We start from the raw sequence: 23,347 nt of genomic DNA on the forward strand, positions 1-23,347 counted from the left end.
AAATGGAACTAAAATTAAAAGGATTTTTTAACAAAGCGGCCTAATAAAATTAGTCACAAAATTACTAGGAAGTCCAATACTCTCTGTCTATTAGCTATGGTATTTTTAACGAGAATTATTTTTTTAGATTTAGAAACTTACTCGATCTCTAAGGCATCTTCAATTTATCTAATAGAAAAGCATTTTATATCAAAGACGCTCACTTTTCTCATTGATCCAATCTAACACAAGAGGGGATAATTCTTTGACTGAATTCTTAGAAAGTATAATCCGACTGTGATCGTAATCTTCTAAATTTCCATTTTCTTTAGAACAAAAGTATAATTTGTTTTCGTCATTTTTAAAGGCGTTTAGAAACTCCTCACAACCTTTCTTTGGAGCAATAAAATGATCTCCTTTGGCACATATGGAAAGTATAGGAATATTGATGCTTGGCATTTTTTCTAAATAGTCAAAACCATTCTCTCCCTTAAAATTATGATTCAAATTCCAATCAAACCATTGCTTTAAAGTATAATAAGTTTCATTGTTTTCAGTAGAGCCAGCAGATTTTGCAGGAACTTTCCCCAGTAAAGCTGCAACATATTTACCCACTAGAATTCTAACTTTTCCTTTCAGCTCTGTTCCTGCTCCAAAGGCTTGCACCCCAAACATGCTCATGCTGTTGATGTAGGATTTATAAGAGGGATTCTTAATTAAAAACATCGTTAAAGCAATTCCGCCGCCACTATGAGTCAGGCAGTCTACACTTTTTAATCCCATTTTATGAAAGAGAAAATCGAAGCTGGCGTGTAGATCATATTTCGCCACCGTTTCAAGATTAAATTTCTTCTCACTTTTAGAACTTTCTCCGTGATCTCTCCATTCCATCACCCAACAGGTAAAACCTTTTGCTGTTAATGCCGTCGCGATTCCGTTGAATATTTTTCTATTGGAAAAAGCACCGTGAGTTAAAAAAATATGCCTCCCCAAATCCTTCTTGGCATTTAATTTCCAAAGCGCAATCCTCACCCCATCTTCTGTTTTTATGGCGTAAAGCTTCTCTTTCAGTTTTGTTTTTTTAATGGTACCCAAGCCGTTGCTCTAATTTTTAGTTCTAGTAGAAGAGGGAAGCGGTAGTCTTCTTTCTACAAATCTTCCGCTTTAATTATAAAAAATGATCGGTCAGTACCTGGTAGTAAGTTTTACCATTTACAGTTGTAATTCGTACGCAGTAATGGGTCCTAAAAAGTAATTTTTAGCCGCAACCCAAGCAGCCTGCGATTGGTAAAGTTTTCAATTTACCCCGAAAACTTCAACCTAGAAAAGGGGCTGGTACTCGCCCCGACCATTCCGCCTTTCGGCTTAATCTATTAATTCTGTAAGCCAGTTAATTTCTTGAATCTTACTATCAATCTCTCTAAATGCCCTTCCGGTTTGATCCATTTCAGATTGCAATTTCTTGATGCTAATCGTCGTTTTAAGATTCGTATCCCCATTATTATATATTTGGGCTGCGTGTCTTATATTTCTTAATTTTTCTGAAAGCGTTTTCAACGAATCTCTTTTGGCAAGCGCTTCCATAAGAAGTCCTTCGCCTTCCACTGGCGTTTCGTTGTTTGTTTTGTTTATTCTTATGATGATAGATTCTAACTCCTGTATGGCATTTCTCAACTGAGCTAGTAATTTCTCTGGATCTTCTTGAGGAAGTTTATCATCTGATACAATTAAGACTGGCCTAATTCTATTTTGAAGATGTTCTATTTTCTTCATAAGATCTGCTCTTAGCAAAAGCCCTTCTGCAAGTTTCATTTTCTTAGGAGGTGTCTTATCTTTTTGTGCTGACATGTTGGGTCTTTATTTAATATGAATTTTAGGATTGCTAGTCGCTAAATGTAAAAATATAAAATATTCTAAAGAAGCAATAAGAATAGAGCTATAAAACCCAAGCCCAAGAATGCAATCCATCAAAGACGTTATTTTTTTGGAGTGTCTAATTCTTTCAACTCAGTGTCATGTGCGTAACTCAAGCTTCTGGTTAGTTTCCATTCTCCATTTTCTAATAACCATAGGTGAGTAAATTTTGCCGAACTCGCAAAGCTTTCCTCTTTGTCTGCTATTTTTTCATAGAACCGATGTGTTCCGTTTTGAATAGCCCCATAAAGACTGTCATGAGCGTAAAGCGGATAAATTTTGGTACTCTCTTTTAACAATTCTCTCCGAGATTGATACGTATCGGGGCGAGAACATAAGCCGTTGCGAAGATTATACAAAAATTCTTTTTTGTCTGAAGTTCCGCTTTTATCGTGATAAAATTCGAGGTCTTCACTCATCATGGTCTCAAACTGACTTATATCGCACCTATTGAAACCTACCTCAAAAAGTAAACTATCTTTTGACATAATGGCTTTATATAAATCGGAGTTTTTCTCTACCTGTGCAGATAAGGAAAAGGAGTTAATGCAGAGTATAAACATTAAAATTGATTTGATCATTTTATTTTGTTTAAGATGAGTATGAAATCGGTTTAAAATAGCGTTCAGCATTTCTTTAACGGATACTAAATATAGTTCATTAGAAGAAAAATAGAACTATATAGAAGGCTAGAGTTTAAGACTTCAGAGGAAGAGCCAACTTAAAATAAATTCTAGTAATCAGATTAGCAGGGAGATAAAAAAATAATGCCCATATAAAAATTAAGATTTATATGGGCAGTTGTACTTATAGTTTGTCATAATTCCGTCAAAAAAAAGAAAGCATAATTCAATTTATACGGAGTTAAAAGGTCTACTTATTAGATTTCAAGTATTTAAACAATTCACTATCTGTAGAGAGAATGACAGAGGTATTTCTATCAAAGGTTTTCTCAAAGGTCTCCATGGACTTTAAAAAGGAATATAGGTTTTTTGATTGCGCCGATTGATTATAAGCTTTCGCATAAATAGCTGCCGCAGAAGCATCAGCTTTACCCTTTATTTTTTCGGCCTCTTCGAAAGCTGTGGACTGTATGGTCTTTAGGTCTCGTACCTTTCCTCCATTGATTCGAGAAGCTTGTCCTTGTCCTTCAGATCGAAATTTATCTGCAATACGAAACCGCTCACTATTCATTCTTTTAAATACATTTTCACGTACTTCATCAACATAATTAAGTCTTTTAATCTTAAAGTCTAGAATCACGATTCCCAAATCAGAAACACGTTCATTAGCAGTCTTTAAAATCATTTTTTCTATTTTCTGACGGCCTACTTTTATGTCTATTAGTGTGTCAGAAGAAGGTTCAGTAAGCGTGTCGGTTACTCTTGCTTTTCGATTGCTATTTCTAACGGCTTCTACTAATTCATGATTGGCGATATAATCTCTGGTTTCTCCATCTAAAATATCATCAAGTCTTGACTGGGCTCCTCTTTCATTGGTGAGTCTTTTATAAAACTGAAGCGGATCAATAATCTGCCAACGCGCATAGGTATCTATAAAAATAAATTTCTTGTCTTTGGTTGGGATTTGATTGGGGTCACCATTCCATTCTAGATAGCGTTTGTCAAAAACATTGACATCCTGAACAAAGGGCGTTTTAAAATTTATTCCTGGAGTGGTAACTGCCTCTCCTATGGGTCTACCAAACTGCGTGATGACTACTTGCTGCTTTTCGTTGACGATATACATACTCGAGGTAATCGCAATGAGAAGAACTACTAAAACTATTCCTGATATTATGAGTTTCTTTTTGGACATGCTTAAATTTATTTTGGTGTATTTGGCGTATCTTGTTTTTGCATTTGCATCTGTAAGAGTGGAAGCACATTACTTCCAGTCTCATCCGTAATAATCTTATTCCCCAATTGAGGCAATACTTTATTCATCGTTTCCAGATAAATCCTTGTTCTAGTTACTTCAGGTGCTTTAATATATTCTGTATAAAGATCATTAAACCTAGAAACTTCTCCTTGCGCATTATTTATTCTTTCTGCAGCATAACCTTCTGCTTTCTGGATGGTTTCTAGAGCTTGTCCCTTCGCTTTCGGAATTACTTTATTATATTCAGATTCAGCTTCATTAATCAAGGTTGCTCTTTCTTGCTGTGCTTGGTTTACCGCGTTAAATGCGGCTTTTACAGCATCTGGCGGGTTTACATCTTGTAACACTACCTGATCTATTTTTACCCCTAAAGAATATTCATTACTTAAATCCTGAACTATTTTGTGCACCTTGTTTGCGACCTCGGTTCTTCCTACAGTCAATACTTCATTTACCGTGCGATCACCCACAACGATGCGCATAGCCGCTTCAGACATATACCTCAAAGTAGTTTCAGGGTTCTTTACTTTAAATAAAAAATTATAAGCATCATCAATTCTATATTGAACTACCCATTCTACATCAGCAAGATTGAGATCACCAGTAAGCATCTGAGATTCTTCTTGCGCATTGTCTTTGCTGTAATTAGTATTAAGAGAATTGGTGTCGGTGGTTCTAAAACCAAACTCTAATTTTTGTTGTCTTTCTACCGGTACTTTATATACGGTCTCCACAAAAGGAATTTTGAAATTAAGTCCTGGGTCTACGGTTTTGGTGTATTTACCAAATCGAGTAATAACACCCACTTCCTCGGGTTGAATCTGAAAGAAAGAACCCAGAAGAACAATTAACAGGATTATTCCAATAAGAATAACCTTTATATTTTTAGTAATAAGGTTGATGATGTTCCCCATGGATTCTGGAACTTCAAATCCTTGTGCTTCATTATTATTCATTCATAAAAATTTAGTGATTAGTAAAAAAGTGCAGTCATTAATGGTCATCTGCCTAGTGAAAAGGAGCAAATGAAATACACAGGTGTTTTTGTAAGGCTGACCTCTTATAAATTTGGGTCTTAAAGATATATTAATGGCAATATTACAGCTTTTTTCTTAGACTCTCTTCTATTAATCCTATTGTATATAAAGTTTAAAAAAGTAGATTTGAAATAGCTTTAGCGAAGCTAATTTTACTTCTCTAATGACCTTCTAGATTATTATATATGGGATGAGAAGAGGTAAGTGGTTTCCTAAAAGATATAAAACGAAGGTAGTCATTAAATACCCTTATGAAGCGTGATATTTAACCAGAATAAAATCAATTTTTCTCTTCTGAATACTAATACTCATCATTACTGATTTTATTTTATTTCTGAAGTAATCTCTGGGTAAATAGCTTGATGCAAACGAGAGTTTATGGCTATATTTGTAAAAAATATTCAACGTTTAAAATTTGTAAATTTTTATGTCTCAACAGCTTTTTAATCCCTTCCAAGATCTAACTTTCGATGAACATTTTTGTTTCCTTTCTGGAGTCCTAGCCACAGAGACCATGAGCGTTTTTCCAGAGTGGTTGATGGATCATTTTAAATTAGGCGATGAAAGAATTGAAATGATGGACAAAACGAAGTCCTATCAATATACCGATCTTAAATTACCATGCTCGCCAAGAGTAAAGCAAGCTTTTGAAGAATTAGATGTGAAAGTACGAGCCGCATATAATGAAGGCTATGAAGGAATGGCGGCATTAGAGGAGGAGGAGCTTTTTCAATGGACAGGTAGAATGGTTTACGGACTACTTTATTATGAGATGATTTATGAAAGAGATAGGCTGTTAAGGCTAGGGAAGGAGTTTAATCTTTCTCCGCATCTTAAAAAGCGCTTTGGTCATTTCCACTTAATGTTGCAATCTATCATAGAACCAGTTACTTTTATTGGAAAAAAACCTTGGACTATCGCAGTGTTTCCCCTTAAATATTCATCAGATATTTTTAGCTATCGCGATGATGCGATAAGTTTGATGTTCTCCTTTGGAGTCAATGGCTTTGGTTTTATTGCGTGTTTACAGGATAATGGTATTGTTGGGGAGAGTCAAAAAGAGATACTCCAAAAAATGAAAGGTCATGTTTTGCATCCCGTTCAATTTGAAGAACTGTACGCTAGATTTCATTATTCAGATTACATATTGCAATATAGACCCGAACAAAAAATTGAGCATGTAGATGATGGGATTACTGTAGAAACCCTTCCTATTAAGCCTATTGCAAGTAAACCTGTTTTTGGATTGTGGAGTGATGATATATTTGCACAGTTGTTGTCCAACTATTGGCAAGTTTATGGGATTGAAAGAGAACATATTCTTAGGTTTCAGAAACCACCCTTAAGCTTTTTAGAACATCCCTATTCCAAAGATTTTATTGATCCAGAATCTATTGAATTACCATTTTAAACACGGAAGTCAGTATAAATTCTGGTTTCTGGTGACTCTTTAACTGAAATTTACTTAAGGAAAAGCTTTTTGTTATCCTACTTCTGGAGAGTCTGTAACAAATAAAATCTCTAGTGGTTTGTATTGCCAATGATAATTTTTCGCAAAAAGTTATCTGGCATATTTAACTCGATTTCAGATGTTAAGCTCTTGCTAATTAGGATAATTCTAAGACTTCACAGATTCTCATTTTGTATCTTTAGTCAACTTAAAAAAAATATTATGAAAACGACCAGAGAAAAAGCAAAAGAAGATAACCATAAAAATTTAGTAGATAACCTTCAGGAATTGTTGGAAAAAAATTACGATGCCGAAAAAGGTTTTAAAAAAGCTTTAGAAGATTCTAATCACGAAAATTTAAAAGGATTCTTAAAACATCAGGCGGTAAAACGCAGCCGATTTGCTACAGAAATTGATAAAATTATCCGTGATTTAGATGAAAAACCAAAAGAGGACGGAAGCGCCACTGGTACCGCGCACCGCGCTTGGATAGACGTTAAAAATGCGTTTACAGGAAAAGATGATGATGGTATTTTGGAAGAGTGCATCCGCGGAGATAAAGCGAGTGTAGATGAATACGAGGAGAAAATGAAAAATAATGATTTCCCACAGAATATTACAAGCGTGCTAGATAAACAATTAGTGGAGATTCAGCAGACGCTTTCAAAAGTAAAAACTTTGGAAAATTTAAATGAAAACTGGGAATAACTTCAGTTTCCGTTGATGGAATGCTTATTAGATTTTTCAAATTTTAATAAAAATTTGAATGTTTAATCAGTAGAACCACCCGTAAATAAGAATCTGCAATTCGCCGATGTTTATTTACGGGTTTTTTAATTCCTCATAGGATTCTTTGGCGTAGACTTTTTTTGTTTGAATATTTTAATACCGAATAGATTTAAAATGAAGGGACTAAAAATAAGTTCGGGAAATGCTGCAGGTAAAAAGATAAATAAAAACATAATATCAAAAGAAAAAGGCCAAAAAGACCAAATAAGAAATGAACTAATTACCGTAACTATTCTTGTAAAAATAATCACAATCAAACTTATCAAAATTGATTTATTACTTTTATAAAGTATAAATCCTTGAAAAAGAATCCCTAATGAAAATGTGATGGAGCCTAAAAAAATGATAAATTTTAGAAGTTCTATAATTGGTATTGGCTCTTGCTCCATTGACTATTTGTAATCAAGTTCTTAATTTAAGTTTCCTTTTTTTTATTCAGGACCGATGGCATCTAATAATTCAAATTCTCCGTTTTTATGGAGTTTATAGCTATAAATAGCCTTTCCTAGAACGTGCCCGTCATCATACTCGGCAATGAGCCATGTACTACCTAAGAGTTGTATTTTTCCAAATCGCATGCTTCCTCCTAAAACGGCTTCCAACGGAATTAAATTTGTGTTCTCACGAAGCGAATTTTTAATGAATTCCTTGGGATTAGTAATTCCATGATCCATTAAACCCCTTCCGTCATAATCGGAATCATACCAATAATTTTTTACGGTAGTTGGTTTTTTTAATACATCCGATAAGGAATCATTTTTAATCTTCAAGCGATCAACTTGTAAAACTAGAGTTTTGTTTTTATCACTTTCATCCGTCCTTTTAGTATCTGTACAGCTAATAGTTAAAATAAAAGTCAAAATTATTAATGTGAGCTTGTTCATTTTCTTCAGTTTATTTAGTTGCCAAAGGTTTCTTTAACGGATATTAAATATAGCTAATTCGTAGAAAACGATGGCATATGGAATACGGGCTTTTTAAAATTCAGTAATAAAAAACTTGTGATTTCTTCAGTTCTTGTTTGTAAAACATATTTCTTTACCAAGAAGGAACCCCTTCTAAACCTTTTATGTTTTTTCTAAGGTACCAACCCGCATTCTCCACTTTGGTCCATCCGAAAAAGAGTCCGTTATTTGATCGTCTCTCCGCCTGTAATTGTATTCCGTTATTAGTCAGTTTATATTTATCCTTGTAATACTTTCCACAATCAGAAGCCATTCCTGCATGACTCACAGAATAATATTCTAAAATCAGTTCCTTTTCTTCAATTTTGTAATAACCAATTTTTCCACTTTTCAAATTATTATATTGTTCTAGAGAATCTTTTCCAGTACTTAAATCATTCATTAAAAACCTTCCATTCTTAAAGAATCTAATAAATGAAATCTTAGCATTTATGTGGTTACAATTCGTTTTTTGGTATATTAATTCTTTCTCATTCCAACTATAACAGAACTGATATATAGCATTTGTTTTTATGAGGTCTTGTTCCTTTAAGAGGTAAGGAGTTTTTGCCAATTCGAATTTATTTTTGCCAGGTCTAACTCCGCCTTCGCCTGTATAATAGAATTGTTTGGATAAAATATTGCAAAACCCACAACTGCTTAGGCTTAAGACCATGATGACCAAAGCGAGTATTCTTACTAATTGATTTCTAAGATGCTTGATTTTGAAAATGTTTTTTAGTTTAAATAATAATCGTTCTTAGGTTTAAGGGAGACAAAAAATCTTTCGTTTTTATAGGTTCTAATTTTGTTTTATAAAGTGCTAAACTATCTAGATTTTTAAGATGCAATATACTTTTAGGCAAGCTAGAAATAGGACATCCCGACAAGGTAAGTTTAGTTAGGGATGTTAGTTTACCAATTTCTTTGGGAATAGAATTTATGTTAGAAGAGCTAATGGATAGACTTCTCAAATTGGGAAGCTCACAAATTTTAATAGGAAAAGCCTCTAACTCTGTCATAGAAAAAGACAAGTCTTCTAATTTTTCCAATCGGTTAAAATCACGGGGAATAGATTTAAGATCAGACAATGTCATATCTAACTTTTTTAAATTGCTTAAGTTAGAAAATGAATCAGGTAATGATTTTATAGGGCAGTCTTCGAGAGTTAAAATTTCTAAACTTTCTAGACTGCCAAATTTCTTGGGAAGTTCTTGTAAACGCGTCCCGCTACATGTTAAGATCTTAAGTTCAGAAAGTAAGCAAAAACTTAGAGGAAGGCTTGTGAAGCTATTTCCGCCCAAGTATAGTTCTTTTAAGTGTGTGAAATTAGAAATCCAATTGGGCAGTTCTTCTATTTTATTATGTTGTAGGTATAAAATTTCAAGATGAATACACTCCTTTATTTTATTGGATAGACTTTTGTATTTCTTATGATCTAAATAGAGTGCCTTTAAATCTTCTCCGGCCTTTTTGGCGCTTCTTAAGTTACTCGCTTCCATTTTTTTTAATTAGTATGAGACTACAGATGAGTGAAATAACGACAGGCTGGGGGGAGTAGATGTGGATAAAATTTGAGCCATCTACCACCTTAGGCTTGCCTTTTTTGCCTCGTCAAATACAACTATTAGGGGGTGTTTTTCTTTGTTGATACCATAGAATAAAGCATCGGGATTTTATTTTCTAAATGTTTAATTCTATACTTCTTTGGTGCTATTTCTATGGTGTTGTTAAAACAATTATAGGGAGAATAATCAAATTCTTCCAGCGTATTAATCTCAAGTCCGTTTTTTATTATGCTATTCAACACTTCGGCTAAACCGTGATTCCATTGTACAAAATCTTGAGTAATATCGGCAGTTTTGTCGGCATACGTGCCCGTTTCGGTTTCTATGATGGCACCCGAATTAAAATAATTATATTCAATTTTCTCAAAGTTGTCGTCAAACATCCAAACTACCGGATGAAATTCAACAAACACAAATTTCCCTTGTGGCTTTAAAAATTTTGAAATTATTTTCGCCCACTTATCTAAATCCGGTAACCAACCAATGGTCCCGTAGCTGGTATACACCATATCAAATTTTTTGCTCTAAATGATTGGTCAAATCGTAGATATCGCAACAAATAAATTTTGCTGTAGAGTTGGTATCTTCTGCAAGTTGCTTAGCATTTTCAATGGCCTTATCAGATAAATCGACACCGGTAACTTCTGCACCAAGTCTACTCAACGAAATGCTATCTTGCCCAAAATGACATTGTAAATGTAAAATGCTTTTCCCTTTAACATCCCCAAGTAAGTTTAATTCTATATCATTTAAAGAAGTTTTTCCCTTTAAAAACCCAGGCAGATCATAAAACTCCGACTTCATATGTGCATCGGTCCTATTGTTCCAAGATTGCCGATTGATTTCTATATAATTTTTTTCTGAAGTCATTTCTCGTTTGATTTAAATAATAGACTTTATATCCACTCAAAAATATACTTTTAAGCTTAAAGTTGAAAACATAGCAATATTTTTCTGCCTTGTATTTTGTGGTAGTTTCTAGTAATCATTATTTCATTAATTCAATTACCTTTTCTATGGCTCTGTCTTTAGTTTTCAATTCTTCATTCATCGATTTGAAGAATTCGTGCGCTTCTTTTGGGTATTCTATTTTATAATCTGGAGGGATTCCTACACTACTACTTCATAAACTTCTCCATTCATACCCTCATAGACTTCATTTGATAACCCACACGTCCAACCATTAGGTAATTCTTTATATAAAAATATCTGAAAATGCACCATTTGTATTGGAGCCAAAACGTTTAAAATTTGGAAAGTTCATGCTTGCTAAAATGGAAGTTTCTGCGGCACTCACGGTAAATGGACTGGTTAATACATATACCTTTTTTGTATAATTATTTTCAGAAGGTTTTATATTGATAGTTTGGCTTTCTGAATATCCATTTTTAAAACGTCTCTTTTTATTAAATATCGTGTATTCTTTATCAATAAAATGGCTTAAAAATGCAAGTCCTACTTTGTCATAGCCACCGCCATTAAAGCGTAAGTCTAAAATGCAGGCTTTGGTATTTTTAATATCCTTAATAATGGAATCTGTGATTTTGTTTGTGCCCTCAAGTAAGTCTTTTTGATAGTCATCACTGTTTTCTGTTATTTCCCAATAGGTATCCCAAGTTGTATCATTTTCGCTGAAATAATTGGCTAATCCATCCATCCCGTTTAATTGAATGTAACTAATTTTGTTAGATATTAATCCCCAAGATAATTGACCCGCATTATATTTTTTGGGTGCTTTCAGGTACTGATGAAGTAGCTGGTTTTGCACTAATTGCTTGTAATTGGTAGTACCTTTCTTTTTCTGAAGTCGATGCCATTGCTCGTCAAATTCATCGGGAACGTCAAAGTTGGAATGTTCATCATTCAGTTCAAGAACCATATTCTCCATTAGTAGATAGAATTCAAAAGCTTCGGTCTTATCGGTGAATTTTGCTCTATATTTTGATTTGATGGCATCCCAATCCACATTTCTCTCCTTAAAAAAAGCATATTGCTCGTTAAATGTATTCCAAAGTGTTTCGAAATTATAAGTATTGCTACTCTTTTGCTTTGGTGTTAACTCTTTACAAAGGGATGGTTTTTCTTTTAACTTGGTATACGTAAAGACCGTATAGCCTTCTTTATTGTTGAAAGATTCATCAGGGTTGACGGTAATCGTGGGCGTTTGCGTGTTAAAATATTTTCTTGATATTTTCCAATTGGGATAGCAGTTGAAATTACTGCTGTAGTAAGAAATCACTAAAGAATCATTAATCTCTATAATTTCGCCTTCTCCTTGTTGCTCCCCAAAACCATTTAAGTCGGCTTTAGTCAGTTCTTTAACTTCTTTTTTAGAATTTTTGCAACCCACAAATACCACACTAAGGAGTATAAAAAATAGTATTTTTTTGAACATAAAGCTTAAATTTTAAGGAGTGTTGCCGTTGGTGTTACCTAAGGTCAATCTTTCATAAAAATCTTTACGGATTTGTTTCCGCGAAGCTTCCGAAGAAAAATTAGTAAAAAAATACACTTTTTCTTCAGCGTTTTTTAGCTTTTTATTCTTCCTGAAAATCACTCTTAATAATTTCTTCCATACAATATTCTGCGATTGCGGTAATGGTTAGAAACGGATTAACGCCAATGCTTGCGGGAACCAAAGCCCCATCGGTAATATATAGATGCTCGTATCCTTTTACTCTTCCGTAAAGATCGGTTGTTTTTCCCAAAACAGCACCTCCTAAAGGATGATAACAAATATCTGGTCCATAACCGCCTTTCCACAATAAGCCCGACGGAGTGCCGCCATTAGCCTTATTCATTTTCTTGATAAAATACTTGGCATTATCAACCGTATGCTTAAAGTTTTTCTCTTCCCAATGAATCCGAATGTCATTAATAGAGGGGTCAAACGAAATACGACCTGGCACAGGTACTTTATTAATCACGAGGTATAATGCGGTGTAAACTTCCATCCCCATAGGCAACGGAGAAATTTCGGCAAAGAAGGCATGTTTTTTATCTTCCCAATGGTCGATGCCCGAAACGGGAATGGTAGATTGTTTTGATCCTGTTCCTGTGCTATAATTAGATTCGGTAGATTCATTCTCAACGCGATTAAAAAGGGTGTTGACCATATTTCTACCGGTCATCACATTCCCATTATTTCCCCAATGACTTCCTACACTCTTATCAAAATTTTTCATTTTCCCTTTGTGCATAGAGGCCAACAAAAGTTTGGTGGTACCAACACTTCCTCCATTTAGAAAGAGTTTTTGGCAGTGAATGGTTTTTTTCGCGATGACTAATCCTGCGGTATCGATAAGGTCTACATAAACCGTATAGCCTTTCTCTGTTTTTTTTATATAATCTACACGATGGAGGTCTTGTATGTTTAGAAGTCCCGTTTCTAAAGCCTTTTTTAAATAGGTTTTTTCAAGACTTTGCTTACCATGATTATTTCCGTAAATGACTTCTTTTGCTAAAGCCGATTTAGGAACTTCTCCCGCTTCTTCTTTCTTCATATACTCAAAAGAATAAACATTGGGCACTCTTACGATTTCAAAACCTGCATGATGAGCTTCGCTTTCTCCTACGCGTGCAAATTTATAGTAAGGGGTTTGTTCATAGTATTCATCAGAGATTTCATTAACGTCGAGTTCTTTTTGTGCTAAGGGAAAGTAGGTGTCCCAAAATTGATCAACATTCAAATCGGGAAATATTTCCTGAAAGTAGGCTTTTTTAGGCTGTACCGCCATTCCGCCATTCACCAATGAGCCGCCACCTACACCGCGTCCGGCATATACTTTTATATTTTCAAAATCCATACGATCCAGAACGCCTGTAAATTTTTTATTGAACCTGGCGATGTTCATCATAGGCGCCTGAGTGGCTTTATTTAACCAAGTAGAATTGTTTTTGGGCGTAATTAAATCTGAAAAAGGCTTGTATTTACCCTCTTCCTTTTCCCAGTTCAAGCCCATTTCGAGCATGACTACTTTTTTGTCAGCTTGGGTAAGACGTAAAGCTGCAACAGCGCCGCCATAGCCAGAACCAATCACTAGGTTTTCAATATTTTCTTCGGTATGATCCAATTTTAAATTAATTCCAAAAGCATTAGATGCTAAGATCCCAGCGCTTGAAGCTGATGTTATTTTTATAAAAGTTCTTCTTTCCATTTATTTAACTACTTGTCTCACCTAACTATCGCATTTTTGCTTTAGATGCAGAGCACTGTAAGACAACTAATATACCAAATTAATGCTTTGCTCGAAAAAAATAAATCTGTCCGTTTACAAGGCTTTTTTGATAGTATTTTAGTTCTTTTTAGATTTTGATAGGAAGCAGAAATAGAATACTAACAAGCGCAAAGCATTCACTAAGGTATGTTTTTAGCTAAAGCTTATTATTTTCGACCCGTGAAATTTTCCATGGTTTTATAGATTCCTAGCACGCTACCAGTGAACCAGTCAAAGACATTTATAGACATAATAGCCTGACCTAAGCGCGTAACCCTATAAATATAACCAGGAATAGTTATCATTTTTTTATTTTTCTCAATGGCTTTTACAATGCTAAGTGCTGCTGACTCTGGTTCGAGAATTGGGATTTTAGATTTTACTCCTTCAAACATTCCTGTATGGATGTAATAAGGCATGATTGTGGTGATATTTACATCTTTATTCAGTTGTTTCATTTCTAAACGTAAACTATCAGACCAACCAATTAATGCCCATTTACTTGCCGCATATACCGACATTTTAGGGTTGGAGATAAGCCCACCAGAAGATGCAATATTACAGATATGTCCTGAATTTTGAATGAGCATATCTTTTAAAAATTCACTGGTAATAAACATAGGAGCCTGAGTATTAATCTCCAGGGTTTTTAAGATATCAGTTGTAGTATGTTCATTAAAATATTTACCTACAATAATACCTGCATTATTTATAAGCACATCAACAACACCTATTTCCTGCTTTACTTTTATAGCTGTTTCTTGAACTTGTTTAATATTTGCCACGTCAACGGTATATCCAGAAACAAGGCCTTTGGGAGATAACTCGGTGATGGTTTCCTCTATTTTTGATTGATCAATATCCCAAATGATAACTTTCGCTTTTCGTTCTAAGAATAAGCGAACCATAATTCTTCCAATACCCGATGCTCCTCCTGTGATTAGTATTGTTTTTCCTTCTAGATGCTTCATTTTTTTATGATCAGTTGTACGGTTCAAGAAATTAAAGTTAACAAATGAAAACTGAACCTCTTCAGTAGGCAAGATAGAAAATTCTCATAAAGCCACAAGAAAACGTAAGTTCTAAAGTTTTTAGGTAGGAGAGGAGTTGCTGTTTTTTTTAAATGATCACTTTTTTAAAACCTACTAAGAGAGTTTTAAATATTAATCTTTGAGGTGAAAACTGATAGTTAGATTTTTGTGTAAGTAATTTTTTTATTAGGGATTTTACTGTTTTTTACTCGAACAACTTGGACAATCTGAAATTACCCCTTCTTTTAATTTTACACTATCAATGTGGTGTTTCATAAAATCTTGAATAACCATATAGCTATCCTTATGATTATTGACGTTTATTTGTTTGTCTTCCAGTAAACCTCTTATTTTTCCGTCATATTGTTGATGGCCCCAGCAAACAGGACAAGTTCCTTGAGGGGAAGAGTCTTCTTTTTCATCTTCATTATTCTTAAAGTAGTGAACTATATTTTCTATTAAGTTCATAAACTAGTATTTTAAATGAGTATTTAATTTTTTTATAATTGCTGAAGACTTTGCATCTGCATGAATCCCATATGCATTAACAACAATTCCTTTCATATCATAGATAGTAGATGAAATTGCGTAAACAATCATTTCATCCCCTGGATCACTGTCACCTTCAAATCTGTAAAAATCATCAATCTTAAAGTCTTCAGGTGATAATTGAGTTTTGGTTTTGTGGCATATGATACACTCTTTCTCAGTCATTATTGAAAAATCTACCGTGTAACCCAATTTTTTGAGATCGGTCATCGCTTCTGTAACGGTATCGTAACTTTTTTTATTCATAATGGTATTTTTTAAATTACGGCAAAGTGGTTGAAGTATCTAATTTAGCAAAAAGAAAACGAACCAGAGGGTATTCGGAAGGATTCTTAAGTAGAGGAGAAGAATACGCAACCCGATTATTCTGAAGGTTTTTCGGCCTTTTCCTGCTCGTCTCGAATAAAATAAACGCCAATTAATACCAAAATTCCGCCAAGGGCATACCAAAGTGTAAATTTCTCACCGTCTAAAATTCCCCAGAAAACAGCAATTACAGGAATTAAAAGAGAAATACTACTCACAAAAACTGCGGAAGTATCTTGTACCAATTTAAAAAATAAAAACATCACTAGGGTCGTGCTAACCACGGTTAGAAAAACTAAATAGCCCAAGGACTCTAAGGTGGCTGGTTGGGAATAATCAATTTCGGTAAAGAAGCCTGAAAATCCTAAAATTATAAGCGAAGGAATCATCCAAATGGAATAGATAGAACTCGCTAATTCTGATGATTTTATGTGGGTTAATTTTTTCTCAACAATCAACGCCGAAATGGCGTATAAAGCAGCTCCAATAATTAATAAAACTATATAAAAGTAATGACTATCACTGCTCTCTGAGCCTGAAGTGTAAACTAGAATTAAGGCTCCTGCGAATCCGATAACGGCACCCAGATACTGAATGATTTTGCTTCTTATTCCAAAAAGTAACGCCCCTAATATTAAGGTAAAAATAGGATCTAAGGCGTTGATGATTCCCGCCAAGGAGCTGCTGACCTCTCGTTGAGCAAATGGAAAGATAAAAACAACCAAAAAATTACCAAACAAACCCGATAAGGCAATCCAAAAGATATCTTTCTTTTTCATTCTCCGCAGGGCAGGAAAACCGATAAAAGCTAAAAGGAGTCCAGAAAGCCCGGCACGAAAAGCGCCAATTTGATAAGGATCAAAAACGGGTAAGGTCTTTTTTATAAGAATAAAAGAAGATCCCCAAGTGATGGAAATGATGAGAAGTAGTAGGAATTTGTTTTGTAAGATTTGCTTCATTTTTATTTTAAACCCCTGTCTTTTAAAAGTTTTTGCAAAGCTATACTTTTAGCCTTATTATTTGCCGCTATAGGAAGGTAAATTAAAGGAAGAAAAGTTAGCAAACCTAAGCCATTTTTAAGCGTTTTATAGGTTGCAATTCCAATAAGAACCCCAAAGATTATAGCGTCATAAAGCTTAAAGGGTTTAATTCTTATTTCTTCTTGTAACAGTTCTTCGTCTGTTAAATCTGCCAATTTCTTTCTATCCATTTTATATGATTCCAAGGTTTTTATATATGAATATTGCTGTGGTTTAAGCAACTAATATAATAAATATAGGCTGGCTACTCTGTAATGGATATAAACTTTATAGCTTCCTGAATGTTTTTGTCTAGAAGTAAATTCTCGAAATTATCTTGTTTTACAATATGTATATCAGGTATTATATATTCATAAAATTTTTCATTCCTATCACAATCGTAGCCCATGGTTAATGTCATATATGCCCCAAAAGGTAAATTTCTTCTATAATTAGTTGTCGTCTTTCCGTTTGTTTTTTCACCAATAAAAATAGTATTCTCTCTTCCTTTAAATGCTAATGCGGTTATTTCTCCCGAACTACCGGTTGCAATATTGGTGATGACTGCAACTTTTGTATGATCAAGCAATTCTCCTTTAGGATTTATATAGGATACTGTTTTAGAATTACTTTTATATTTTCCTTTTTTTAATTTTATTTTATTAATCTGATTTTTATGAATGTCCATCTCACCCCAAACCACATTATTACCAAGAAAGTCATACAAAGGTAAAAGCATGGGCCAAATGTCTCCGCCTGTATTAAATCGCAAATCAATAATCCAACCTTTTAGATTTTCTGAGCTTTTAATCTTATTAATTTCATCATACATTAGTTGTGATTGCTCATGAATATTTTTTTCACTCCTCATGCCTGGCATTAAAATATAACCAAATTGATGATCTAATACTTTGACTTCAAAAACGGGTTGTGTAGCAAACTTTTTTAACCATTGGTCGCTAAAATCTTTTTCTGTAGGTCCATCAGGAGTGCCAGAAAAACGATCATCCTTGTAATAAACGGCAGAATGATCTGCTTTTGCAAAATCAAAAAGCGTGGTAATCTCTTGAAGCGAACTTTGAAAATCTGAATATGGAGTTAGGTTTTCTCTAATTTTTGGTTCTATTTCTTTCCAGTTGACCTCTTCTTTATACAAATATTCTTTTTTCATTACTGAAAATAATTTGTCATAAAAAACACCAATACTGTCTTGAGATGTACTTAATTCTTGTGCCTTTGCACTGTATGTAAAAGTTAGAACGAATATAATTATTGAAATCTTCTTCATAAAGTAATATTTATAATTTTGATTATTGAGTCTTGGTTAATTATGCTCAACATGCTTATTTAAAGGATTAAAGGGTGATTTTTTGGTAATTTCAACTATGTTTCTATTATCATAGACGCTCATTTTATAGAAATGCTTGCCTAAAGATTTTTTTCATAATTTATGATCAGTAGGGTAATAGTAGTTCCACTTGCCAGTTTCCTCTTCATCATATTCAGTCCCCAATTGTAAATAGGATAAAGTTGATTTAACGGAATAAACTTTAGAACCAGAAAGCGTTCTATTTCTTACATAGCGTTTCATCTTTATGCTTTATTTGATATTTGAAGCGAAGAACGTGTTGATTCCATAAGCTTAAAGTCTGTTCAGCCAAGATACTTTCTTTATTAGAATATACTTTTAATTGGTCGCGAAAAGAGCTTATGTATTGTGTCCAAAAATTTCCTTTAGAGTCTTGGAGTAAGAAATAAAATCCTGGATCACCAAATTTTTCTCCGGAAGCATTTAGAACAAGTTCTCCATTAGCACCAACAGTAGGAGACATAATAACGGTCGCATTTCCTTTAGGTAAAGGAAATACTGCTTTTACACACGTTTTTCCAGAAGCTAAAGTGCAAGTACTATATACGCCAGAATAAACCACCTCCCCAGTAGATTCAAAAGTTCTAAACCATATGGTGTATTTTATTTCGTTCGTTCTAGGATCTAAAAGAGTGATAATTTCGCTAGTTATTGCTTCGGCATGCGTTGAGTTTTTTGTAGGAATGTTTAGTTGATGGATTCGCCGACTAAATAACTTCTTGACCAGAATCCCAAAGCCTTTAAATAAAGGATTCCACTTCACACTTAGATTTAAATGATAATCTGAAGTGTTTTCATAAAAATCAATCATCTTTTCAGAAAGTCGAGTTATTTCGCTTTCCGATAAGTTCAATTGGGTTATTGGAGAGATTAACCCCTGCGAAATTGTATTTCTTTTAATTGTTAATCCTTCTGCTTTAGCTAATTGAATGACAAAATCATCAGCGATGGAACCCAACATTCCAAAAGGTCCCATCAACCAAGGAACATTTTTGGGATTAATTTTCTTGCCCCATAAAATTACCCATTGCTGGGTAAACCAATCTTTAAAATTTTGCTTTGAATACGCTAAACTCATTTAGTTTTTGTGAGGTTGGGGATGATGTGCTTACGCCCGTCCCATTCTCCATATTCAGCGATGGGTTTAAAACGCAAGGTTGTGAATTGGTAATGAAAATCTTTCCTATCTCTTTCTTTCATTGCTTTTAAATGACGTTTGGGATCTGCACCAGCGCTATGTCCAAAAACCATATCGGTCATCTCTTTTTGTGATTTCCAAACCGAAAATGTCGAAACTGTTCGAGGAAGTCTAATCGATGCTAAAGCCAACGTATTACCAGGGTGATCTCGAACTAACTTTTCAACAGGTCGGCCCCAGTGAATAAATCTTGGAACTTGAAAGAGTTTCATGCGAGCAAGTGTGACTGCAACTACCGGAGAATTAGGGTCATCTAGCTCTTTACTTTCTTCAGGAATCATAAACTCGTCCAATTTCCCCCATTGGCGTAAATAACTCAAACGAGTGTGCCATCCTTTTGATAAAACTTTTCCGAAACTATCCTTTTCTAAGTAGCTGTCTATAGCGGATTCACTTTCCCATTGCGCAAAAATAATTATTTTTCTATTTAAAAATCGAGACGGAGAAATGACTCTAGATCCCAACCTCATAAAGGTCATGCATTCCATATGAATGAGACCCGGAGTATGGATTGGTTGAGGAGGAAACAATAAAACTTTGAGAGCCTTTAGGTAAGAGGTCTTTGCTAAATGATAAGTGAATATGCTCATGTTTCCATAGTAATTTCTTTGTTCAATTCGTTTAGCAATTCAAAATGGAATTATATGTAATCGAATCCGCAGTAATTATAACTATAAATTTTTGCTAATACTTAGTTTAGAAGGGGTTCTATCTAAGTAAGTTGCATTTAGTTCTCCCATTTTTCCTGAAATAGAGCTTATTAAATTTAGAATTTTTGGAGTTATTTCGTATGGAAGATTCATAGTGATAGTATCATTTAACACTACCAAAGATACAATCATTTGTCGCTAATCAGGAATTGAAAATGGAGTTTTTTAATTGGGTAAACATTTTTTATGAGAGTAGTTAAAACGATAAAGTTTGTGATATTTCACAACCGACTTCGTATCCTATATCGAAGATCGCTTTTTAAAATAAATAAAATCAAAACTAAATGAATCATCCCAACGCGGCGGAGGTCTATCAAGAAATCAAAAACGCTTGGAAAGCAACCAAAGCACCGCCCGACAGCGAAATGCAGTACTTTACCAAAGGTTTTGGGGGAGGTGACGCGTCAGTATTCCTGAACGTTAGGCCCATGGATATCGATCAGGAAAATGAGCGCTTTCTGATAGGCGACGCCCTTGGCGAGATGTCACCTGTCGCCGCTTCTGCATATCTCGGTCCATATCTGCTGGCGTTCTTGGAAGACCTCAAGTTTCAGGAAGATCAAGGCTTTTTCAGCGAACCGATGCTTCGAGGAAGCGTGATCTCGTTTCTTTCATTGCCGCGCACCTGGTCGGTTTATCTGAAACCGAACCTTACAAAAGACAGTAAGACAGCACTTTTGTTGACCGTCGATTACATTCTACAGAAAAAGGACCTGCTTAAGCTCAATCCGCAAAAGATTGGGGCGTTCGAAAGATTGGGACGCGAGATCAAACGCGATGCGTTCTGATACCGCCTAATATCTGCGTCTTTCTATAAAAACACTGCAAAGCTTTAGTTAATAAAGCGTTGCAGTTATGTAGTGTTACAAAAATGAAGATCATAAAATCAGCTTCGATATCAGCTTTCGATGAAATATTTTTTTTAAACAAATTGAATATCGAAGCCAACTTCAACGAATTTTAGCCATTAACTCCTTCTCAAAGTAGCTATTATTGAGAGATATTCTGTATTCATTCAAATCAGTTTTTTTATGTGGTGGTGATTGCGTAGAAGAACTGCAAAACCATCTAAGACCACACCTTATTGATCATCCTAATGTTAAAACCCCAAGTCCTGACACGATTTTAAAAAGATTATCTGAGCTCAGAGAAGAGACCTTAACCTGCATGACTCCAAGAGGTAAGGTGACTCATTAGTATTGTATAAATTCAAAATCAGAAAATATAATTACCAGGCTTACAATAGTAGGCCTAAAAAAGAACTGACCTAATTGAAGTTTTGAGTAGAAAAACATTGCTTTCACACCAAAATTTGAATAAATTTCATACCAAAATTAAAATTCCAATAAGAGTAAACCATAAACTTGAGAGCTAAATCAAATCCAAACTTTGAAGTCATAAAAACGACATTAAAACATAGACATGCGGATATTAGGAGCTACCGGAATAAAGAAAAAAAATTTAATTTTTTCGTTTTCATGCTTGTTCGCTCTTTGTGCATATTCAATTTTTCATTTGAACCTTTTGTAAATTCAAATGCTTCTTAAAATTGTTGAGTAGTCGATTTCTTAAAAAAAATCCCATGAGATAAAATAGAATTCCAACCACAATTATAATTATTCCAAAAATCAAGGTATTTTCATCATTAGTTGAAGCTGCTATTATACTGGTAATTAGTCCAATTAATACAGTAAAAACAGGGAAAATGGCTATCACAGGATTTGGTTTAATCCTTAATTTAATTAAAGTTTCTTTACCTGATTTTATTATTACTCCATTTAAATAAGCCGTTTTTCTTTTAAAATTGGATACGTACCACGCTATATAGGTCCATTTGTCATAAGCTGCAAACTCACTTTGATTTGTGAATTTTCCAACAAAGCTTAAGTTGCTTTCTTTAAAGATATTTTCAATTTTTTGTTTTAACTTATCTTCGTTCAAATTTGAAGAATAATTTATTTTTTTGGTATTGAGTATTTTTTCTATCATTTTATTTCCGTATAACTTATTCGAATGCAGCACGTGATTCGATTAAGAACTAAAGTAGTAATTATTTATACACGTGATACGTCTGTTATGGATATATTTTAGTCACCAAAACGTAGATCATTAATCGAGAGAATACATGTTCTATATGCGCAGTGTTGTAAACCTTGGTACTGATTTTTCAACCCAGCTCAGGATAAACCAACCAGAAACCAAGCACGAGATCGTAAGTTTGGATGAGCAAGTGTAGACTTCACTTATTTCGTTAATGCTCAAATTAGATTCCAGCACTAATCCTTTAATTTCAATAATGGTAATTTCCTAAATGATTTCTGAAACGATCTTCCCTTTTCACCCTTCACTTTCTTATTTAAATGAATGGGAGTAATGTTAAGCAGGAAGCATCTTTTTTAATGCTAAAATTTTGCGTGAAATGTTGATGTGCCAAGTTTTAAAACGCAGCAGAAACCACCTTGTCTTTTTAAGGGACAGAAGTGGTAAATTTAGATTAACTGCGTGTTCTTGTAAGCAATAGATTAAAAAACTGAATAATAGTGTCATGATTCAATCATTCCCCCGTTTTGTCCATAATGTGATGGTTGTTAACTAGGATAAAACTTAATGCAGGCATGTTGGATTATAATTTTTTCACCCCATTTTGTGATTAAATAAGGGTAAAAATCAAAACGGCGATGGGTATATCGCCATCAATCGTTAATAATACAGGATTGTAATCTCCCTTTCCCTGCCTTACATATTTCCCGTCAAATGTGTATAAAACAGTTTTGTAATCGCCTTTTCCTTGTCTAATGTACTTACCGTCGAAAGTGTAAAGCACAGGATTGTAATCTCCTTTTCCTTGTCTTAAATATTTACCTTCCAAGTTGATAAAACAGTATGGTAATCTCCTTTCCCTTGTCGAATATATTTCCCGTCAAAAGTGTATAAAACAGTTTTATATTCTCCTTTTCCTTGTCTTAAATATTTGCCATCCCAAGTGAATAGAACGGTATTGTAATCTCCTTTTCCCTCTCTAACATAGGTTTGGGCGCTGATTATAAAGGATGATAGGATTAGTGTAATTGTTATAGCAAATTTCATTTTTTTAGCATAATTGTCAAATTTTACATATTTGTAAACACACCAATATATTGAAATTTTTACGGATATGCAATCCTGTTAAAAAGTCTAGATCACTTTTGATACAGGTATGCGATGCAAAAGAAGTGAGTATTTGGGATTTCATAGTGAATCGGACAACGATAAAATACTTTTATACTTGAGTAATTACCTACTGCTGACTTTAGTCAGATTTAAAAAAAGCTATTTTATAGAAAAAGCAAGGAACTGTATGAATGAATTCATTTTGGGCAGAAAGAGTTGTAAAATTCTCTTAAACA

General features: G+C 34.1%; 26 protein-coding genes and 1 pseudogene. 4 read left to right on the forward strand and 23 right to left on the reverse strand.

Annotated elements, in window-relative coordinates; translation table 11 throughout:
* Positions 1-189: 189 nt before the first annotated feature.
* From RBU60_RS10690 to hflK, 5 genes are all read right to left on the reverse strand, one after another.
* Positions 190-1,074: an alpha/beta fold hydrolase gene (locus tag RBU60_RS10690; RefSeq protein ID WP_308864972.1), complete on the reverse strand. Its 885-nt coding sequence runs from the start codon at positions 1,072-1,074 to the stop codon at positions 190-192.
* A 270-nt stretch (positions 1,075-1,344) separates the two neighbouring features.
* Positions 1,345-1,827 carry a DIP1984 family protein gene (locus tag RBU60_RS10695; RefSeq protein WP_308864974.1) on the reverse strand — a complete coding sequence of 161 codons (483 nt, stop codon included), beginning with the start codon at positions 1,825-1,827 and terminating at the stop codon, positions 1,345-1,347.
* 128 nt (positions 1,828-1,955) lie between these two features.
* Positions 1,956-2,474: a nuclear transport factor 2 family protein gene (locus RBU60_RS10700; RefSeq protein ID WP_308864975.1), complete on the reverse strand. Its 519-nt coding sequence runs from the start codon at positions 2,472-2,474 to the stop codon at positions 1,956-1,958.
* Positions 2,475-2,766: 292 nt separating this feature from the next.
* A complete protein-coding gene (hflC, locus tag RBU60_RS10705; RefSeq protein WP_308864977.1) occupies positions 2,767-3,711 on the reverse strand; it encodes a protease modulator HflC in 945 nt (314 codons plus the stop codon).
* 8 nt (positions 3,712-3,719) lie between these two features.
* Positions 3,720-4,730, reverse strand: a complete 1,011-nt coding sequence (gene hflK / locus RBU60_RS10710) for an FtsH protease activity modulator HflK (RefSeq protein WP_308864978.1) — start codon at positions 4,728-4,730, stop codon at positions 3,720-3,722.
* Positions 4,731-5,238: 508 nt separating this feature from the next.
* Here hflK and RBU60_RS10715 point away from each other — a divergent pair.
* From RBU60_RS10715 to RBU60_RS10725, 3 genes are all read left to right on the forward strand, one after another.
* The gene (locus RBU60_RS10715) at positions 5,239-6,222 is read left to right on the forward strand and encodes a hypothetical protein (protein WP_308864979.1); all 984 of its coding nucleotides are present in this window, start codon (positions 5,239-5,241) and stop codon (positions 6,220-6,222) included.
* A gap of 261 nt (positions 6,223-6,483) precedes the next feature.
* Positions 6,484-6,969: a ferritin-like domain-containing protein gene (locus RBU60_RS10720; RefSeq protein ID WP_308864981.1), complete on the forward strand. Its 486-nt coding sequence runs from the start codon at positions 6,484-6,486 to the stop codon at positions 6,967-6,969.
* Positions 6,970-7,164: 195 nt separating this feature from the next.
* The gene (locus RBU60_RS10725; protein ID WP_308864983.1) at positions 7,165-7,338 is read left to right on the forward strand and encodes a hypothetical protein; all 174 of its coding nucleotides are present in this window, start codon (positions 7,165-7,167) and stop codon (positions 7,336-7,338) included.
* Positions 7,339-7,481: 143 nt separating this feature from the next.
* Here RBU60_RS10725 and RBU60_RS10730 read toward each other — a convergent pair whose 3' ends face one another.
* The 15 genes and pseudogenes from RBU60_RS10730 to RBU60_RS10800 all read right to left on the reverse strand — a co-directional run bounded on the left by RBU60_RS10730 (position 7,482) and on the right by RBU60_RS10800 (position 19,841).
* Positions 7,482-7,934, reverse strand: a complete 453-nt coding sequence (locus RBU60_RS10730) for a hypothetical protein (protein ID WP_308864985.1) — start codon at positions 7,932-7,934, stop codon at positions 7,482-7,484.
* Between the two features lie 154 nt (positions 7,935-8,088).
* Positions 8,089-8,670 carry a hypothetical protein gene (locus tag RBU60_RS10735; RefSeq protein WP_308864987.1) on the reverse strand — a complete coding sequence of 194 codons (582 nt, stop codon included), beginning with the start codon at positions 8,668-8,670 and terminating at the stop codon, positions 8,089-8,091.
* Between the two features lie 67 nt (positions 8,671-8,737).
* Positions 8,738-9,496: a leucine-rich repeat domain-containing protein gene (locus tag RBU60_RS10740; protein ID WP_308864989.1), complete on the reverse strand. Its 759-nt coding sequence runs from the start codon at positions 9,494-9,496 to the stop codon at positions 8,738-8,740.
* Positions 9,497-9,621: 125 nt separating this feature from the next.
* A pseudogene (locus RBU60_RS10745) lies at positions 9,622-10,432 on the reverse strand (class I SAM-dependent methyltransferase).
* 325 nt (positions 10,433-10,757) lie between these two features.
* Positions 10,758-11,957: a S41 family peptidase gene (locus RBU60_RS10750; protein ID WP_308864991.1), complete on the reverse strand. Its 1,200-nt coding sequence runs from the start codon at positions 11,955-11,957 to the stop codon at positions 10,758-10,760.
* A 142-nt stretch (positions 11,958-12,099) separates the two neighbouring features.
* Complete coding sequence (locus tag RBU60_RS10755; protein ID WP_308864993.1) at positions 12,100-13,719, reverse strand: GMC oxidoreductase; 1,620 nt, start codon at positions 13,717-13,719, stop codon at positions 12,100-12,102.
* A 227-nt stretch (positions 13,720-13,946) separates the two neighbouring features.
* Positions 13,947-14,750: an SDR family oxidoreductase gene (locus RBU60_RS10760; protein WP_308864995.1), complete on the reverse strand. Its 804-nt coding sequence runs from the start codon at positions 14,748-14,750 to the stop codon at positions 13,947-13,949.
* Between the two features lie 255 nt (positions 14,751-15,005).
* Positions 15,006-15,278, reverse strand: coding sequence for a hypothetical protein (locus RBU60_RS10765; protein WP_308864997.1), 273 nt, complete (start codon positions 15,276-15,278; stop codon positions 15,006-15,008).
* Positions 15,279-15,281: 3 nt separating this feature from the next.
* Complete coding sequence (locus RBU60_RS10770) at positions 15,282-15,605, reverse strand: phosphoribosylpyrophosphate synthetase (protein WP_308864999.1); 324 nt, start codon at positions 15,603-15,605, stop codon at positions 15,282-15,284.
* Positions 15,606-15,721: 116 nt separating this feature from the next.
* Positions 15,722-16,624: a DMT family transporter gene (locus RBU60_RS10775; protein ID WP_308865001.1), complete on the reverse strand. Its 903-nt coding sequence runs from the start codon at positions 16,622-16,624 to the stop codon at positions 15,722-15,724.
* Positions 16,625-16,626: 2 nt separating this feature from the next.
* Entirely contained in the window at positions 16,627-16,890 is a 264-nt protein-coding gene (locus RBU60_RS10780) for an FUSC family protein (protein ID WP_308865005.1), read from the reverse strand.
* A gap of 59 nt (positions 16,891-16,949) precedes the next feature.
* Positions 16,950-17,972: a S41 family peptidase gene (locus tag RBU60_RS10785; protein WP_308865006.1), complete on the reverse strand. Its 1,023-nt coding sequence runs from the start codon at positions 17,970-17,972 to the stop codon at positions 16,950-16,952.
* Between the two features lie 153 nt (positions 17,973-18,125).
* Positions 18,126-18,275 (reverse strand): hypothetical protein, encoded by a 150-nt coding sequence (locus tag RBU60_RS10790; RefSeq protein ID WP_308865008.1) that lies wholly within the window; start codon positions 18,273-18,275, stop codon positions 18,126-18,128.
* Positions 18,253-19,131 carry a hypothetical protein gene (locus tag RBU60_RS10795; RefSeq protein WP_308865010.1) on the reverse strand — a complete coding sequence of 293 codons (879 nt, stop codon included), beginning with the start codon at positions 19,129-19,131 and terminating at the stop codon, positions 18,253-18,255. The genes RBU60_RS10790 and RBU60_RS10795 overlap by 23 nt, the downstream gene beginning before the upstream one ends.
* Entirely contained in the window at positions 19,128-19,841 is a 714-nt protein-coding gene (locus RBU60_RS10800; protein WP_308865012.1) for a hypothetical protein, read from the reverse strand. The genes RBU60_RS10795 and RBU60_RS10800 overlap by 4 nt, the downstream gene beginning before the upstream one ends.
* Positions 19,842-20,245: 404 nt before the next feature.
* Here RBU60_RS10800 and RBU60_RS10805 point away from each other — a divergent pair, with 404 nt between their 5' ends.
* Positions 20,246-20,749 (forward strand): hypothetical protein, encoded by a 504-nt coding sequence (locus RBU60_RS10805; protein WP_308865014.1) that lies wholly within the window; start codon positions 20,246-20,248, stop codon positions 20,747-20,749.
* Between the two features lie 715 nt (positions 20,750-21,464).
* On the opposite strand, the gene RBU60_RS10810 is transcribed toward RBU60_RS10805, so the two are convergent.
* The 3 genes from RBU60_RS10810 to RBU60_RS10820 all read right to left on the reverse strand — a co-directional run bounded on the left by RBU60_RS10810 (position 21,465) and on the right by RBU60_RS10820 (position 23,048).
* Entirely contained in the window at positions 21,465-21,950 is a 486-nt protein-coding gene (locus tag RBU60_RS10810; protein WP_308865015.1) for a hypothetical protein, read from the reverse strand.
* Between the two features lie 661 nt (positions 21,951-22,611).
* The gene (locus RBU60_RS10815; RefSeq protein WP_308865016.1) at positions 22,612-22,830 is read right to left on the reverse strand and encodes a hypothetical protein; all 219 of its coding nucleotides are present in this window, start codon (positions 22,828-22,830) and stop codon (positions 22,612-22,614) included.
* Entirely contained in the window at positions 22,812-23,048 is a 237-nt protein-coding gene (locus RBU60_RS10820; protein WP_308865017.1) for a hypothetical protein, read from the reverse strand. Before RBU60_RS10820 ends, RBU60_RS10815 begins: the two co-directional genes overlap by 19 nt.
* Between the last annotated feature and the right edge of the window lie 299 nt (positions 23,049-23,347).

This window comes from Mesonia profundi (assembly GCF_031085155.1).
Classification (GTDB): domain Bacteria; phylum Bacteroidota; class Bacteroidia; order Flavobacteriales; family Flavobacteriaceae; genus Mesonia; species Mesonia profundi.

Bases quoted from the DNA above. Each gene is read 5' to 3' on its own strand.
- RBU60_RS10695 (WP_308864974.1), bottom strand. From the start codon at position 1,827: ATGTCAGCACAAAAAGATAAGACACCTCCTAAGAAAATGAAACTTGCA.
- RBU60_RS10700 (WP_308864975.1), bottom strand. From the start codon at position 2,474: ATGATCAAATCAATTTTAATGTTTATACTCTGCATTAACTCCTTTTCC.
- hflC (WP_308864977.1), bottom strand. From the start codon at position 3,711: ATGTCCAAAAAGAAACTCATAATATCAGGAATAGTTTTAGTAGTTCTT.
- hflK (WP_308864978.1), bottom strand. From the start codon at position 4,730: ATGAATAATAATGAAGCACAAGGATTTGAAGTTCCAGAATCCATGGGG.
- RBU60_RS10715 (WP_308864979.1), top strand. From the start codon at position 5,239: ATGTCTCAACAGCTTTTTAATCCCTTCCAAGATCTAACTTTCGATGAA.
- RBU60_RS10720 (WP_308864981.1), top strand. From the start codon at position 6,484: ATGAAAACGACCAGAGAAAAAGCAAAAGAAGATAACCATAAAAATTTA.
- RBU60_RS10725 (WP_308864983.1), top strand. From the start codon at position 7,165: ATGAAGGGACTAAAAATAAGTTCGGGAAATGCTGCAGGTAAAAAGATA.
- RBU60_RS10730 (WP_308864985.1), bottom strand. From the start codon at position 7,934: ATGAACAAGCTCACATTAATAATTTTGACTTTTATTTTAACTATTAGC.
- RBU60_RS10735 (WP_308864987.1), bottom strand. From the start codon at position 8,670: ATGGTCTTAAGCCTAAGCAGTTGTGGGTTTTGCAATATTTTATCCAAA.
- RBU60_RS10740 (WP_308864989.1), bottom strand. From the start codon at position 9,496: ATGGAAGCGAGTAACTTAAGAAGCGCCAAAAAGGCCGGAGAAGATTTA.
- RBU60_RS10750 (WP_308864991.1), bottom strand. From the start codon at position 11,957: ATGTTCAAAAAAATACTATTTTTTATACTCCTTAGTGTGGTATTTGTG.
- RBU60_RS10755 (WP_308864993.1), bottom strand. From the start codon at position 13,719: ATGGAAAGAAGAACTTTTATAAAAATAACATCAGCTTCAAGCGCTGGG.
- RBU60_RS10760 (WP_308864995.1), bottom strand. From the start codon at position 14,750: ATGAAGCATCTAGAAGGAAAAACAATACTAATCACAGGAGGAGCATCG.
- RBU60_RS10765 (WP_308864997.1), bottom strand. From the start codon at position 15,278: ATGAACTTAATAGAAAATATAGTTCACTACTTTAAGAATAATGAAGAT.
- RBU60_RS10770 (WP_308864999.1), bottom strand. From the start codon at position 15,605: ATGAATAAAAAAAGTTACGATACCGTTACAGAAGCGATGACCGATCTC.
- RBU60_RS10775 (WP_308865001.1), bottom strand. From the start codon at position 16,624: ATGAAGCAAATCTTACAAAACAAATTCCTACTACTTCTCATCATTTCC.
- RBU60_RS10785 (WP_308865006.1), bottom strand. From the start codon at position 17,972: ATGAAGAAGATTTCAATAATTATATTCGTTCTAACTTTTACATACAGT.
- RBU60_RS10790 (WP_308865008.1), bottom strand. From the start codon at position 18,275: ATGAAACGCTATGTAAGAAATAGAACGCTTTCTGGTTCTAAAGTTTAT.
- RBU60_RS10795 (WP_308865010.1), bottom strand. From the start codon at position 19,131: ATGAGTTTAGCGTATTCAAAGCAAAATTTTAAAGATTGGTTTACCCAG.
- RBU60_RS10800 (WP_308865012.1), bottom strand. From the start codon at position 19,841: ATGAGCATATTCACTTATCATTTAGCAAAGACCTCTTACCTAAAGGCT.
- RBU60_RS10805 (WP_308865014.1), top strand. From the start codon at position 20,246: ATGAATCATCCCAACGCGGCGGAGGTCTATCAAGAAATCAAAAACGCT.
- RBU60_RS10810 (WP_308865015.1), bottom strand. From the start codon at position 21,950: ATGATAGAAAAAATACTCAATACCAAAAAAATAAATTATTCTTCAAAT.
- RBU60_RS10820 (WP_308865017.1), bottom strand. From the start codon at position 23,048: ATGAAATTTGCTATAACAATTACACTAATCCTATCATCCTTTATAATC.